This is a genomic window from Wolbachia endosymbiont of Howardula sp. (genome assembly GCF_025021925.1).
Classification (GTDB): domain Bacteria; phylum Pseudomonadota; class Alphaproteobacteria; order Rickettsiales; family Anaplasmataceae; genus Wolbachia.
Genome location: NZ_CP092368.1, coordinates 414098 through 430256, shown reverse-complemented (window position 1 = coordinate 430256; position 16159 = coordinate 414098). Strand labels below are relative to the sequence as shown.

General features: G+C 30.1%; 15 protein-coding genes. 2 read left to right on the top strand and 13 right to left on the bottom strand.

Annotated features, from left to right (window positions below; genetic code table 11):
• Positions 1-71: 71 nt before the first annotated feature.
• The 10 genes from miaB to MC061_RS01935 all read right to left on the bottom strand — a co-directional run bounded on the left by miaB (position 72) and on the right by MC061_RS01935 (position 12001).
• Entirely contained in the window at positions 72-1418 is a 1347-nt protein-coding gene (miaB, locus tag MC061_RS01980; RefSeq protein ID WP_259535610.1) for a tRNA (N6-isopentenyl adenosine(37)-C2)-methylthiotransferase MiaB, read from the bottom strand.
• The gene (gene nth / locus MC061_RS01975; protein WP_259535608.1) at positions 1415-2071 is read right to left on the bottom strand and encodes an endonuclease III; all 657 of its coding nucleotides are present in this window, start codon (positions 2069-2071) and stop codon (positions 1415-1417) included. Before nth ends, miaB begins: the two co-directional genes overlap by 4 nt.
• Positions 2072-2137: 66 nt before the next feature.
• Positions 2138-3136: a porphobilinogen synthase gene (gene hemB, locus MC061_RS01970; RefSeq protein ID WP_259535606.1), complete on the bottom strand. Its 999-nt coding sequence runs from the start codon at positions 3134-3136 to the stop codon at positions 2138-2140.
• The gene (gene nuoH, locus MC061_RS01965) at positions 3137-4162 is read right to left on the bottom strand and encodes an NADH-quinone oxidoreductase subunit NuoH (RefSeq protein ID WP_259535604.1); all 1026 of its coding nucleotides are present in this window, start codon (positions 4160-4162) and stop codon (positions 3137-3139) included.
• On the bottom strand, positions 4159-6195 hold the full coding sequence (gene nuoG, locus MC061_RS01960; RefSeq protein ID WP_259536267.1) for an NADH-quinone oxidoreductase subunit NuoG: 2037 nt from the start codon (positions 6193-6195) through the stop codon (positions 4159-4161). Before nuoG ends, nuoH begins: the two co-directional genes overlap by 4 nt.
• A gap of 13 nt (positions 6196-6208) precedes the next feature.
• Entirely contained in the window at positions 6209-6421 is a 213-nt protein-coding gene (locus tag MC061_RS01955) for a hypothetical protein (protein WP_259535602.1), read from the bottom strand.
• A gap of 181 nt (positions 6422-6602) precedes the next feature.
• On the bottom strand, positions 6603-8711 hold the full coding sequence (gene glyS, locus MC061_RS01950) for a glycine--tRNA ligase subunit beta (protein ID WP_259535599.1): 2109 nt from the start codon (positions 8709-8711) through the stop codon (positions 6603-6605).
• A 3-nt stretch (positions 8712-8714) separates the two neighbouring features.
• A complete protein-coding gene (locus tag MC061_RS01945) occupies positions 8715-9548 on the bottom strand; it encodes a glycine--tRNA ligase subunit alpha (RefSeq protein WP_259535597.1) in 834 nt (277 codons plus the stop codon).
• 60 nt (positions 9549-9608) lie between these two features.
• Positions 9609-10358, bottom strand: coding sequence for a phosphatidylglycerophosphatase (locus MC061_RS01940; protein WP_259535595.1), 750 nt, complete (start codon positions 10356-10358; stop codon positions 9609-9611).
• Between the two features lie 158 nt (positions 10359-10516).
• Positions 10517-12001 carry a UbiD family decarboxylase gene (locus MC061_RS01935; RefSeq protein WP_259535593.1) on the bottom strand — a complete coding sequence of 495 codons (1485 nt, stop codon included), beginning with the start codon at positions 11999-12001 and terminating at the stop codon, positions 10517-10519.
• Positions 12002-12704: 703 nt separating this feature from the next.
• Here MC061_RS01935 and MC061_RS01930 point away from each other — a divergent pair.
• A complete protein-coding gene (locus tag MC061_RS01930) occupies positions 12705-13709 on the top strand; it encodes an NAD(P)/FAD-dependent oxidoreductase (RefSeq protein ID WP_259535591.1) in 1005 nt (334 codons plus the stop codon).
• A gap of 79 nt (positions 13710-13788) precedes the next feature.
• Here the strand turns inward: MC061_RS01930 and MC061_RS01925 are convergent, their stop codons facing one another.
• Both MC061_RS01925 and MC061_RS01920 read right to left on the bottom strand, forming a co-directional pair.
• Positions 13789-13917 carry a ribosomal protein bL36 gene (locus MC061_RS01925; protein ID WP_259535589.1) on the bottom strand — a complete coding sequence of 43 codons (129 nt, stop codon included), beginning with the start codon at positions 13915-13917 and terminating at the stop codon, positions 13789-13791.
• Positions 13918-13986: 69 nt separating this feature from the next.
• Complete coding sequence (locus MC061_RS01920) at positions 13987-14805, bottom strand: pyruvate, water dikinase regulatory protein (RefSeq protein ID WP_259535587.1); 819 nt, start codon at positions 14803-14805, stop codon at positions 13987-13989.
• 136 nt (positions 14806-14941) lie between these two features.
• On the opposite strand from MC061_RS01920, the gene ccmC reads away from it, so the two are divergent.
• Positions 14942-15652, top strand: coding sequence for a heme ABC transporter permease CcmC (gene ccmC / locus MC061_RS01915; RefSeq protein WP_259535585.1), 711 nt, complete (start codon positions 14942-14944; stop codon positions 15650-15652).
• 118 nt (positions 15653-15770) lie between these two features.
• Here the strand turns inward: ccmC and MC061_RS01910 are convergent, their stop codons facing one another.
• A complete protein-coding gene (locus MC061_RS01910; protein WP_259535583.1) occupies positions 15771-16109 on the bottom strand; it encodes an NADH-ubiquinone oxidoreductase subunit NDUFA12 family protein in 339 nt (112 codons plus the stop codon).
• Positions 16110-16159: the final 50 nt, after the last annotated feature.

Sequence of the window (16159 nt, the reverse complement as noted above, 5' to 3'; positions counted from 1 at the left end):
AGAGCATATATTATTTTCTTAAAAAGTACAAATTGAAAAAAAATAAAACGTATATAGTATAAGACATGAATTTATTGCTCTAGTATCTCTCCTAATAAACTATTTTGGAATGCTTGTAATATTTTTACATTGACAATTGTATTATTATATCTTCCTGCCTCATCATATATACAGACTGATTGCATATGAACGCTTTTACCAATAATTTGATTCTGATATTTACCTCTTTTATCTGTAAATAATACAGGGACTATCTTGCCGATCATACTACGATTAAAAAGCATTTGTTGTTCATTCAGTAATTTTTGTAAACGCAATAGACGTGCTTTTTGTACTTGTATGGATACTTGATCCTTTTGTTCTGCTGCTGGTGTGCCTGGTCTTGGACTATATATAAAACTATATCCCTGAGTATATTGTACTGTTTGTACTAATTGTATAGTATCTTGAAAATCTTGTTCCGTTTCTCCAGGATATCCTACAATAAAATCAGAAGAAAATGCCATGTCATATCTTAATGTACGCAATCTATGGATTATTGTTAAATAATCTTGCACAGTATATTGTCTATTCATTCTACGTAATATTTTATTTGAACCTGACTGTACTGGTAGATGAAGAAATGGCATGAGTTTTGTTTCATGAGCATGAGCATAATATAGTGTTTCATGCATATCTTTTGGATGAGATGTAATATAACGAATTCTCCTGATTTGTTCAATTTTTGCTATATGAGTAATTAAGGTACCTAGATCACATACTATTCCTTCATTTATTCCATGATAAGCATTAATATTTTGACCAAGTAAAGTAATTTCTTGTGCTCCGCGATGTACTAGTTGTAATACTTCACGCAATATTGAATTTACTGGTCTAGAATATTCATTGCCTCTAGTGTATGGTACAACACAAAATGTACAAAATTTATTACAACCTTCTTGTATAGTAATACATGCAGACACACCTGTATGATGATCTGAATATGACTCAGAGATATTATCAAACTTTGCAATTTCTGGAAATTCTGTATGCACGATCTGTTTCTTATCGCTCTCTATTGCAAGTATCAAATTTGGTAAATCTGCAATACTTTGAGGCCCTACAATAATATCTACAAATGGAGCTCTATTAAATATCTCTTCTCCTTCTGCTTGTGCTACACATCCAGCAATAATAATGATCATTTTCTTGTTCATTGTGTTTTGCTTTTTTTTACTTACTAAGTGAATATGACCAAGCTCAGAATAAAGTCTTTCTACTGCTTTCTCTCTAATATGACAAGTGTTTAATATTAATACATCAGCTTGTTCAAGTTCTGTGACCATTTTAAATCCCATAGGCTTAATTAAATTTGTCATGAATTCAGAGTCATATACATTCATCTGACATCCATAAGTTTTAATATATAAGTTTCTCATATAGGATGATCCTTCTTATACTGAAATATACATACATCTCTAATAATACATTGAGTACATAAAGGATGACGTGCCTTGCAAATATATCTCCCATGTAGTACAAGCCAATTATGAGCATTTAGAAGATATTGTACGGGTATAACTTTTAACAGATACTGTTCTATGTACAATTTATTTCTTGTTTCTCTTACTAAACCTAATCTATGACTTACTCTCAATACATGAGTATCAACAGCTATTGTTAACATATTAAATGCAGAGTTTAAAAAGACATTAGCACTCTTTCTTCCTACTCCAGGTAAAGAGATTAATTGATCAAAATCATTAGGAATGATACTGTTATATTGTTCTACTAGCTCTATACTGAGTCCCATGATATTTTGTGCTTTAGAATTATATAAACCAATACTATTTATGTATTTCTTTAACATATCTTGTCCAAGATTTATCATATTCTTTGGCGAATCAACAATATTGAATAAGTCTTTTGTGATTTTATTGACACTTCTATCAGTAGTACGAGATGATAATACTATAGCAATTAATAGAGTAAAATGATTAGTATAATGGAGCTCTATCTTAGGCAGAGGATTTATATATTGAAATCGCTCAAATATAGTTTGTACTCTTCTTAAGATTGTTTTATTTATCATAATCTTAAATTATTAAGTTTTTTTGTGAATATTATGCTCAGAAATATGCACTTCTATCTCAACTTCTTATTGAGAGAGAATATAATCTATCATATCAAGAGCAGCATAAGTGAAGATACCACTTACACCTGCTCGCTTAAAACTAATTAAAGATTCATACATAACCTTATGATAATCTAACCATCCATTATTTGCAGCAGATTTTATCATTGCATATTCACCACTTACTTGATATGCAAAAATAGGCAGAGAGAATCTATCGCTTGCTGTTTTTATAATATCTAAATATGGCAGTCCTGGTTTAATCATAATAAAATCTGCACCTTCATTAATATCCATTTCACTCTCATATATTGCCTCACGTGCATTATGAAAATCCATTTGATAAGTACTTTTATCCATGATCTGAGATGCATCATATGACCCTACTACCTGTCTAAATGGAGCATAAAAATGAGAACAATATTTTACTGCATAGGACAATATTGAAATATCTTGAAAACCATTTTCATCTAATGCTTCTCTTATCTTCTGAACTCTACCATCCATCATATCAGATGGCGCTACTATATTACATCCTGCTTGTGCCAATACTATTGCTTGCTTACATAATACTGAGACAGTGTGATCATTCTGTATCTTCATGGTATTTAATTGTAAAATGCCATCATGACCATGAGTAGTGTATGGATCAAGCGCAACATCTGCAATAATACCAATATCAGAAATTTGTAATTTAATTTTTCGAATTGCTCTACAAATTAGATTATCTGGATTATATGCTTCTTGAGCATCATTAGATTTTAGTGAATTTGTAATTACAGGAAAAAGAGCAATAGCATTAATGCCATGATCCCTCGCTTTTTGTACTATTGAGATTAATGTATTTATTGAGTAACGTTTTATATCAGGTAATTCTACAATTGGAGTGATAATATCCTCTTGATCATGTACAAATAGAGGTAATACTAAATCACTCACTGATAAACTAACTTCACTGATTAAATTACGTATCCATTTACTTGAACGTTTACGTCTTAATCTTGTATTAGGAAAACGAAACATTTATATTCTCATTAAATTGCCAGTAAAAAGTAATAGTCCAGATATTAATATTACCCATAAAAGAGAGAAAGGTAAAAATACTTTCCATCCAAGGTTCATTAATTGATCATAGCGATATCGAGGTATTGTTGCACGGATCCAAATAAATATAAATAATAATAAAAGTATTTTTAATAAAAACCAGATGATAGACGATATTTTATAAAAAATCTTTAGCTCTATTGGAGGATACCATGCGCCTAGAAAGAATAATGTCATCATAGTACTCGCTAGAATCATATTAGCATACTCTGCTAAAAAAAAAAGACTAAAAGGCATAGAAGAATATTCAACATTGTACCCAGAAACCAGCTCTGATTCTGCTTCTGGTAAATCGAATGGATGACGATTAGTTTCTGCAAGAAGAGAAATAAAGAATATTATTCCTATAGGAATAAGAAGTATATCAATCCAGAATGGCATATTATGTTTTGCAATTACCATTTCCGATATATTAAGTGTACCAGTGATAATAACAATTGTAGCAATTATGAGTCCTATCGATACTTCATATGAAATCATTTGAGCAGTGGATCTAAGTGCTCCAAGTAATGCATAATTAGAATGACTTGACCATCCTGCAATCACTATACCATATACTCCTAAAGAGGATACTGCAAATAAATATAGTACTCCAACATTAATATTAGCGATGACTTTAGGTGCTAATATATGCTGCTCAGAGTGTATATCTGTGATGATATCAGCACCAAATGGTATCACTGCCCAAGCAATTAATGATAACATAAGGGTGAGTATTGGAGCTAAAATAAATAATATGCGATCTGCGTGAAATGGTATTATTATCTCTTTAAAAAGTAACTTAATGGCATCTGCAAATGGCTGTAACAATCCATACTTTCCTACTACAGAGGGACCATGTCTTAGTTGGATTGCACCTATTATTTTACGCTCACAGTAGATTAAATATGCTACTGCAAGAAGTAAAAGCACTATAATGAACAATATTTCAACTATTGTATTCATAAAAAAGCTCCTGTACAATCTGACATTATCTTTGAAGCTCGGCTTATTGAATCTGTCATATAAAAGTTATATTTTTGTAATATAAAAGGCTCACTACTTAGAGTGATATTTTGATGACTAATTGAGTTCCATGGATTTTTTACTATTTGATTAGATTGTTGAAATTGTAACCCTATATTATTCAATTTTTTTCTGATATCTAGTAAACTATCATAAGGTAATAGAATATTTAAATATTGAGAGAGTGTTTTTATGATACGCCAGTCTTCTTGTGCATCACCTGGAGGTAATGTTACAATATTTGTGTTCTGTACTCTACCTTCAGTATTCACATAAGTTGAATTTTTTTCTGTATACGCAGCACCAGGTAAAATAACATCTGCTATATGTGCACTTCTATCACCATGATGACCTTGATAAATGATAAATGCATTTTTTAATTTTGATGTATTAATTTCATCAGCTCCAAGTAAATATAGTACTTCTATCTCTCCATCTTCTACTTGCTTCAGTATTGTTCTAATATTTTTCTCACTTGTACTAGGAATAAATCCCACATCTAATCCACCTACTCTAGATGCAGTTTTATGCAACATATTAAAACCATTCCAGTTATCTCGAATCATATTAAATTTTTCTGCAATCTTACAAGCTAACACTAGAATAGAATGACTATCATCTCTTGTGAGAGCATCTTGTCCTATAATGAGCATAGGCTTATGAGCACTACTTAGTACCTCGCAAAATCTGTGATTACCTTCTGATATTTTATGTAAAATATCAGGTGTATCGCCAAGTTTTTCAATATGATATAGATATTCGATATCTGGACCTATACTTGCAATAGTAAAGTTACCCATTAAGTATCTTTTTCTTATTCTTGCATTTATCATGGGAGCTTCAAATCTGGGATTTGTATTAATAAGGAGACATAAGTCTGCACTTTCTATACCGAGAATAGTGGTATTAAAGATATATAAGCCACGATTATTTGGAATAATATATGCGCCATCTTGTCGACAATCTATATTATCCGATCCAAGTCTTTGCATTATCTCTTTTAGTAATAACATAGACTCACAATCTGCCAAATCACCTGCAATTGCAGCGATTTTGCTTGATGGTATATTATATAATCTTTTTGCAATATAAGTGAATGCTTCATGCCAAGTGACTGGCATTAACTTACCATTTTTTTTGATATAAGTGCGATCAAGTCTTTGAATGCTTAACCCATCATAAGAAAAGCGAGTTTTATCTGAAATCCATTCTTCATTTATCTCTTCATTTACTCTTGGTAATATTCTCATCACTTCAGGGCCACGATAATCCACTCTGATACTACTACCTACAGCATCCATAATATCTATTGTTTCACAATGAGAAAGCTCCCATGGCCGGGCTCTAGAAGAGTAAGGTTTAGAAGTTAAAGCACCAACAGGACATAAATCTATAATATTTCCAGACAATTCAGATTTGATATAACTATTAATATAAGTACTTACCTCTAAATGTTCTCCTCTACCAATCATACCTAGTTCATTGACACCTGCAATATCTGATAAAAATCTAATACACCTTGTGCAATGAATACAGCGATTCATTGCAGTGTTAATTAAAGGTCCAAAAGATTTATTAGGTACTGATCTTTTATATTCGTAAAATCTACTATTGCCTTTACCATATATCATTGTAATATCTTGTAAATCGCACTCACCTCCTTGATCGCAAATTGGACAATCAAGTGGATGATTGATAAGAAGGAATTCAAGAATTGCATGTCTTGCATGTACCACTTTAGGAGTATTAGTATTAATAATCATATTTTCAATTAATTGAATAGTACAAGAAGGAAGAAGCTTTGTAGTTGGTCCGCTTACTTCTACTAGACACATTCTACAATTTCCAGAAATTGCTAAGCGTTCATGATAACAGAAGCGAGGAATTTCAATTCCAATAGTTTCACATGCTTGCATGATAGTAAGGTGAGCATTAACTTCATATTTCCTAGAATTAATAGTGACCTTCATAATTTATGCCAGTATACTATAAAGAGTTCCATTTTATGGGATCACCGCTTCTCTGATCTTTAACTAAGGAACCATCATCATATTGTGCAGAAATATAGTTTAGCCTACAATCACGATCTATATATCTAATGGGTCTCACTGGTTGATTGTTATGCAATTTTTGCTGAGCTTTTTTACGATGAGTAGGATTATTTTTACTTGCTGTTTTTGCTTTTCCTATAGGAGACATATTTTCAATATATAAAGATTGCTCTGAATATATTTTAGCATTGAATGATGTAGCGTCAATAGATAAAATCTCTTCATCATCTCTAATTACTACATCAACGAATATTGTGATTATGATGAGTCATACATGCAATATATATTGCAATCATATACTAACTGTGTTTTGCAATTTCTAAAATGTATTAATTATGAATAATCATCAGATGAAAATTTGCTATTAAATGAAAGATGGAGAGGGCATTTTTAAGAAAAGTAAATCTATTGTTTCTCAATTCTTGAGATATGCAGTTGACTGCTATACTATTCATAAACTGATTCATAAATGTTGCGAAACTCATTAGACAACTTATTGCAATATGAAATTGATTATTTTGAATTGCATTTGTAATATTTGTATAAATATCCATGGAATAATTTTCCAATTCTGATGTCTGATATTCAATACATGATTTTTTATCATTAGGTATGATCACATGTATGTTATCATGCTGCTTTGATTGTTGTATAATATTATATATTCTTTTATAAACCTTTAACAATTCTATACCATCTGATCTAGCAAGAAAATTATGTAATATTGTAATTTGCTGTTCTGCGATTAATAAATCATTGACCTCAATATGATGTATTATTGCATATATTACACCTTTCTTAATACCTTTGTTTTGAAGCATGACTCTGAATCTTATTAAGCAATATTGAAACACTTGTTCTGCAATGTTTTTTTGGCTTTTTATGTCAATTGTATTATTAGATTGAATCTGCTCCTTTACTAATGGTATATGTGAATATAAAGAGAGAGATTGATCTATGAGATTTTTCATAGGAATATGCAAATTATTTTCGAGAATTATTCTAATGATGCCTATAGTCATTCTTCTTAGACCAAATCGATCATATGAACCAGAAATTTTCTCACCTGCTAATATTAAACCAACCAAACTGTCCATTTTATCAGCAATAGACAATGCAATCCCACAAGGAGATTTAGGAGTATCTTGCTCTAATCCCATTGGATAATAATGTTCAGAAATAGCATCTATCACCTCTTTATCTTCTTGAAAATATTCAGCATAATATCCTCCCATCACTCCTTGAAGTTCTGAAAATTGCCGCACCATTAATGTAGATAAATCTGCTTTTGATAAATATGCAGCACGATTGATCTTTATTAAAGATACATTAGATAAACAGATTGCTACATATCTTGAGAGAGATATAATGCGCTCTACTTTGTCTGCAATAGTACCAAGAGAGGCATGAAATAATATCGATCCTGATTTTTTTACATAATAAGTAAGAGGATGCTGTTGATCTTGAGAAATTAAAAACTGCGCATCAGATAATCGAGACTGTAATGCTCTTTCAAATCCTTGAATCACTTTTTTATTTTTAATGCTGACAACAGTTACAAAGAAAGAAATTTTTTGTTTATCACTTAACACTAAGTATCTTTGTTGTGTGTTAATGATACTTAATATTACTTCTCTGGGTAATCCTAGTAGCTGTTTATGATTTACTGTACCAAAAAGTACAATGGGCCACTCTACAAGACCAACTAATTCATTCAATAATTTATCATTTTTCTCAAGTTGTACATTGTTTTTTTGTGAAAATATTTCAATCTGATCCAATATCATTTTTTTTCTTACATCTTGCTGTAATATGACATTAAATTTTTGTAACAATTTAAAGTATTCTTCTGGAGAATTTACAGTAAAAATATTATTTTGTGCTAAAAATCTGTGTCCATATGTTGTATTAGATGCATGTATACCTGCAAATGATAGAGGTATGATTTCATTATTAAAAATGCATACAATATTTTGAATTGGTCTGATCCATCGTTCTTTATGTACATCCCATCTCATACTTTTACTCCATGAAAAATCTTTTAACATGGATTCTAGCTGAGTTTTAAGAAATTGTTTGATATTTAACGAAGATTTTTCTATTTTTATAAAATAAAAATCTTCATTATTTCTTCTTTTAATGAATAAACAATTTTCATGTTTACGATGTTTTTGTAAAAAACCTTCAATAGATTTTTTCGGAGAATGAACCTTTGGACCTCTAATCTCATATTGTAATTGATCTAACCGTACATATCTAATATTGCTAATAAAAAGCGTCATACGTCTTGCAGTAATAAATACTTCTATAGAAGAATACTCTAAATTATTATGCTGAAAAGCATTAGCAAGATATTGCTTAATATATGAGATAGATGTTTGATGCATTCTGGACGGAATATCTTCTGAAAGACATTCAAATAATAATTGTGAAGACATATTCTATGTCCTGATATATAATTCGCAGCATTGTTTTGTGAGATTTCTGACCCTTGCAAGATATGTTATGCGTTCATTAATACTAAGAGCACCTCTAGCATCAAGCAGATTAAGAAGATGACTAGTTTTTATACATTGATCATAAGCTGCAAGTGGTAAACCTTTTTGAACGAGCAACTTACAAAATTTTTCTGTTTCTTCAAGTTGCAATTGTATCATTTCAATATCATAATATTGTGATGTAGATGAGAATTCATATTCTTGTTGTTTGTAAAGATCTCCATAACATATATTATTATTCCATATGATATTTTGGATATTATCTACACATTGTATACACATTGCTAAGCGCTCTATTCCATATGCTATCTCTCCTGCAATCATGTTACATTCAATACTTCCTATTTGTTGTATATAAGTTAATTGCGTGATCTCCATGCCATTACATATTACTTCCCATCCCAATCCTGATGCACCTATACTTGGATGTTCCCAATCATCTTCAAGGAATTTTAGATCATAGCTTTCTGATGAAATACCAATTGCCTGTAAACTATTCAAGTATATATCTTGTAAATTATTACCAGATGGCTTAACTATTACTTGATATTGATGGTGTTGATATAACCGATTCGGATGTTCTCCAAATCGTCCATCCGATGGTCTGATCACAGGTTGTAAATAAGCAATTTTTGTTGGTATATTACTAACTGTTGACATAATTGTTGCTGGATGCAATGTAGCTGCGCCAATCTCAGAAGTATATGGATGAAGTATTGTATATCCTAAACAATACCAAAAATCCTCTAACTTTCTGACTATTTGTTGTAGATTCACAGGAACTTATACTGAAGCTTATATGAATATACTAACTAAATCAGTGATATTCAACATTTATTATTGATAGTATATATATATTATATGATAGATGTATCTGAATATTTCATTCAGAGAATAAATGATACGTGTATTAAGTGAGATTACGTTCAAAAAAGTTAAATCACAACATATAAATGCCGCTAAATAAAGTAGAATGATTGCATATATTGCATAACAAATTCCCTCACATGTTATTGAAATTGCATTATTATACCTTTGTATTATATTGATTGGCCATGGCTTATATATTAAGATAATATTAAAAAATATACAAGGTATTGTCGAGAACATGAGTAAAGATATGTAATTATTATTAAATAACCACCAGCTCTGGAAATGAAATATTTGTTGATATATTATCTGATATAATTGATTAATAGTACTACAAATTGATACGATGGCTGGTGTTGCACATGCTATAGTGAGAGCTTGAGATGATGCAATGTGAATTACAATACCCCCCTCAGGGTTTGCATGAGGTAATTGAGTATGTAAAATACATATTCCAACTAATTGAAATATTAATATCATACATGTTACTACTGCATAGTGAGTTGCTATTACAATGCTTATATCTGGTATACTATATAACAAATTTGTAATACCATATCTAATAAGTAATTCACTATCTACAATGAGTAATATAAAAATAGAACACCAAAATCTCCCTCCATATAATAAATTGCCTACTCCAAAACAGTAACTAACTGTTTTGGCAGGAAAAAGATTACTTAGTATCTTTCCTAAGAATACACGTAATACTTTCATAAAAGCATAGTAAAAGTTAACAACATTATATTATATATTGATATCTCATTGAGACTATTGATTCTGTTAAAGCAACACTCAAAATTTTTACTTAACATACTATGAAGCTTTATTTAAAAAAAATAGATAATATTGTTATTATACTTGTAAAATGGTTCTTAACCAGACCATCCATATTTATTCCATTTTTCAGTGACTTTTTTAATTATTTCTTCACTCATTTCAATTTTGATTCCCCATTCCCTTGTCACTTCAGGAGGTATTTTATTAGTTGCATCAAATCCCATCTTACCCCCAAGGCCACTGACAGGTGAACTAAAATCTAAATAATCTATTGGTGCATTTTTTATCATAGTAGTATCGCGTACAGGATCCATTCTTGTTGATACCGCCCACATAACATCTTGCCAGTTACGAATATTGATATCATCATCCACAACTATTACAAATTTAGTATATAAAAACTGCTTAAGAAATGACAGTACTCCCATAATGATTCTCTGTCCTTGTCCTGGATAAGATTTTTTGATTGATACTATTGCTATTCTATAAGAACATCCTTCCGGAGGTAAGTAAAAATCTACTATCTCTGGAAAATGATTACTAAGAATAGGAATAAAAATTTCATTTAGTGCTGCCCCAAGAATTGCAGGCTCATCTGGTGGTTTACCACTAAAAGTACTCAAATAAATTGGATTTCGACGCATAGTGATCGCAGTAATATTAAACTCTGGAAATTTTTCAATAGCATTATAATATCCAGTGTGATCTCCATATGATCCTTCATCTTGATATTTATCTAGACTGACATATCCTTCTAGGATAATCTCAGCTTGCGCTGGTACTAATAATGGAATTGTTTTACATTTTACAAGCTCAAGAGCTTTTTTGCGCAGTAAGCCTGCAAATTGATATTCTGATAATGTTTCTGGTAATGGAGTGACTGCGGCAATCATTGTTGCAGGATCACTGCCAATTACAGCTGCAGCAGGAAATATCATATTTTTTTTCTTATCTTTCCATCTACTATAGTGTAGTGCGCCACCACGATGTGCAAGCCAACGTATGAGAGTAGTGTTTTTATCTATGATTTGCATACGATATATTCCAAGATTAAAATTATCCTGTTTTGCACTTGTAGGACCTTGTGTTACGAGAATAGGCCATGTTATTAATGGTGCAGGTTCATTGGGCCAACATTCTTGGATTGGTAATAAATTGAGATCTACTTCTTCCATGTTAAGTACTATCTCTTGGCACGGTGCTGTTTTGACTAGTTTATTTCTCATTGAGAGTGCTATTTTTAGTAGCGGAAACATATTGATAATATCTCGAAAATTGCGAGGTGGATCTGGAGATTGTAAAAAAGCTAAAAATTTACCTAATTCTCTTAATTCATTAGTATGAATATTGAGACCAAGTGCAATTCTGTCAGTTGTACCAAATAAATTTACTAAAACTGGCATTGTACTTCTACCATTTTTAGTGATAACATTCTCAAAAATAATCGCAGGTCCCTTTTGTAGCAGAACACGTCTATGGATTTCTGTCATCTCGAGATATGTTGATACTTCTTCTTGAATTCTGATAAGATCTTTTCTCTTTTCTAAAGCAATAATAAAATCTCTTAAGTTCTTATACATGTATTTAAAAGATAATTATGAGTTAAATTGGTGTTCAATGACATTTCATTATACTAATTTATAGTATAACAACACTTTGAGTAATTGCTATGTTCATATTATATGATAATTAGAGAATAAATGTATTGCACTAGGCCTATTGTCAGTGACTTTATATAAAAGTACATCTCATCAATATATCCATAGAAAGCATTCAGTAAATAATCATATTATGTTGTGCATGCAATAGAGAGTATTGTGTATAATTATAGCTCTTGTAATAATAGCGACGCGAATACTTATATTTAGTACTCTCTATTTAGAATTTCTGTCAAAATAGTCTCATGCATATTATATTAATATCATCATACTGACAATGTATTTGCATCTTAAATATTTATATCTTGTTGGTAAACTGCTCCATAGATTGTGCGTGCTTTACAATCTTTTTTAGTTTATTATGAATATCATTTAGGAAATCTATATCATCTATAAATGTCAATCAAAAAATATTCGTCATATCAAAGAAGTTAATTTCACAATGTAATGCATGATTTAATCATTTATTTATAGTAAAATATTTTTTTTAAATCATCACACACGCAGTATGATATACTGTAATATTCATTACTGCATATAGCAAGAAATATTTTACAAAATGTAATCTCATTGACGTTATCAATAAAGTCAATTAATATTATACACATCATAACATCTATTATATATGAATACAGATATCGCAATAATAGGTGCAGGACCTGTTGGAATATTTACAGCTTTTCAAGCTGGAATGCTGAATATGAAATGTCATATCATAGATATTTTAAAGCAGGTCGGAGGACAATGTACCGCTCTTTATCCAGAAAAGCCAATATATGATATACCAGGTTATCCTGTAATTACAGCTCAAAATCTTATTAAGAGATTAATAGAACAAGCCTCTCCATTTCATCCTACATATCATTTAAATCAAAAAGTAGAACAGATTTCATCTAATAATCATGATAGTTTTACTATTATCACTAGCAAGAATATACATATAACATGTAAAGCCATTGTCATTGCTGCAGGTAAGGGCATTTTTGAACCTAATCGTCCACCATTAGCAGGAATATCAGAATATGAAAATAAATCTATTTTTTATAGTGTGAATAATATTTCTGATTTTCAAGATAAAACTATAGTAGTATCAGGAGGAGGTGATTCTGCTGCTGATTGGACAGTAGAACTATCTCAAGTTGCAAAAAAGATTTACATGATACATAGAAGACACAAATTCAGTTGTACTCCAGAGACTAGAAAAAAAATAGAAATGCTCAACAGCAATGGTAAAATAGAACTCATGATTCCCTATCAATTATCTAAGTTAGTTGGAAATAATGGAATACTACACTTAGTCATAGTCAAGAATATTTTGACTCAAGAAGAAATCAAGATATCAGCTGATTTATTATTGCCATTTTTTGGATTATCGAATAATCTAGGACCAATACATAATTGGGGTATTTTATTAGAAAATAGTCGTATAGTTGTTAACTCTACTACAATGCAAACTAGTAAAGAAAGAATATATGCAATAGGGGATATAGCAACCTATTCAGGAAAACTGAAATTGATTTTAAGTGGCTTTGCAGAAAGTGCTATTACTTGTTATAATATACATCAAGTAATTCACAAACCTCCATTCTCTTTTCAGTATTCAACTTCAAAAGGAATATATAATACTTAGTAATGTTAATACAAGGCTATATTTTACCAAAATGTCAGTGAAAAATTCAGCATGCTTAAGTATCATATGATAAAAAATTCTAACGTCCTTGACGTACTTTACATCTAGGCTTTACTTTATTTATAATATATATTCTACCTTCCCTATTTACAACTTTACAGTTTTTATCTCTCATGCGATGTGATTTTAACGAACTTTTAACCTTCATATTGATGATGGAAGTGATAATAATATAGATTATTATTATCTATCAAGCATGAGTCAAGAAATAAAATGATCATTTTGTATTAAAATACTGTATAATGTTTGATGAAACTTCTTCTATTGATTTTTGTGTCACATCAATTACGTGCCAATTATATATTTTAAATATCTCTTCTGCTTTTATTACTTCCATTTTTACTTTATAGTAATTTGCATATGAATTGTTATTTTCATTCTTCATAGATATTAATCTATGTTTACGAATTTCTATTAGTCTATGTACATCTATTGTTAACCCTATAACTAATTGAGAAGATAGTTTTGAGAAATCAACATATACAGGAGATTCTATGATAATAGGAATATTAGCAACTTTATATCCTCGATAAGCTAAGTAAGTACTAGTTGGAGATTTAGAAGTCCTAGAGACTCCAACTAATATTATATCTGCTGTATTAATATCTTGAATATTTTGACCATCATCATGATTGATAGAAAAATTAATTGCATCAATACGTTGAAAATATCCATTATTTATTTCAGTATATAAATCCAACTTATGATCTTTCTCTATTTCAAGATAGGTTGAAATTTCTTTAATAATATGTGATAATATTGCTCTATAGGGAATTTTTAATTCTATACAATGTTCTTTAAGATATTGTCTTAATGCATCATCAGTAATAGTACATATAACAAAATTATGCTCGTGATTTTTTTGATTCATTACTTGCAAAATTTTCTTAATCTGTTCTTTGCTGTTGATAAAAGACCAAAGATAATCTGTAGTCTCTACAGAGCTAAAATGCTTTAAAGCAGATTTTGCAACTGAAATAACAGTTTCTCCACTTGAATCTGATACTAAATGTAAATTAAGCTTTTTGGATATCATATACTATAGTACATAGTGTGATGTTATGTAAAACAGTTTATACACTGCTTATTCTTTTACAATACTATAACATATAAGTATTCTATTGATCAAATGTCAACTCATTGATACACTAACATTTGCTTTTTTTAGAAATATGAATTTATTCAAGCCTATATATATATCGTTATTATTTCGCAATATTCTACCATGGTGTAGTACTATTTGTATTCTTCTATTTATCATAGGAATGATATCATCTTTATTTTTTTCTCCGGAAGATTACAAACAAGGGGATATTGTCAAAATTATGTATCTACATGTTCCTTCTGCATGGCTTGCTCTTATAATATACGGACTGATGGCAATATTCAGTTTGATGACATTAGTATGGCATAATAGTATTGCAAGTATTTTAGCACATGCAGCTGCTCCCGCAGGAACATTTTTCTCTGCAATATGTTTAATTACAGGTAGCATATGGGGAAAAGGTACTTGGGGTACTTGGTGGGTATGGGATGCAAGACTTACCTCTATGCTGATTTTATTTTTTATGTATATTGGATATCTAGCATTATGGAATGCATTTAATAACGATTTAAGAGCAGAAAAATCTGCTGCAGTATTTAATATTTTTAGTGCAATTAATATCCCTATAACAAAATTTTCTGTCAATTTATGGTCTACTCTTCATCAATCTAGTAGTATCATTAGGCAGGATGGTATAGCAATACAGGGGTCTTTATTAATTCCATTGATTATCATGTTTATGTTTTATATAACATTTTTCTTAGTAGTCTGGATATTATATTCTCTTTATTTAATCAATATGTATAAAATCAAAAGAGAAATTAATATGCGATATTGAATAATATAATGATTTTAATATCTATAAAGGAGATTATATATAACTTTTTGAGAGCTTGAATATTGCAATAGCAGGTTACTTGATATAAATACATAGAGCTAACATTATCTCAAGCTCACTATTCATCTTTCTTTAGGTGATTTGGTATCCAACTTTGATAGTAAGAGTGTACTGTCTGATTGATCTGAGAGAGGTGTGCTAATGTATGATTGATATGTGTATTATGATCCGCTTTCATGACAATACCACTATTCTGAGAAGGAATAAAATTATCAGTATAATGAATCCATGTATGCCATTCCGGAGCAATTGTTGTAGGATCAACTTTGGCATGATATACTACTCGCCTTTTTCCTGTACGAGATTCATAGTAGGAATTATGATTTTTATCTGTCCCTACTAGTTTATCTACTGTATAAAACATCAATTTTATTGAGTTAAATATCTTAGATATCATAAATTTTAATTACTAATATATTAAAGTATTATATATCATACTTTAATATA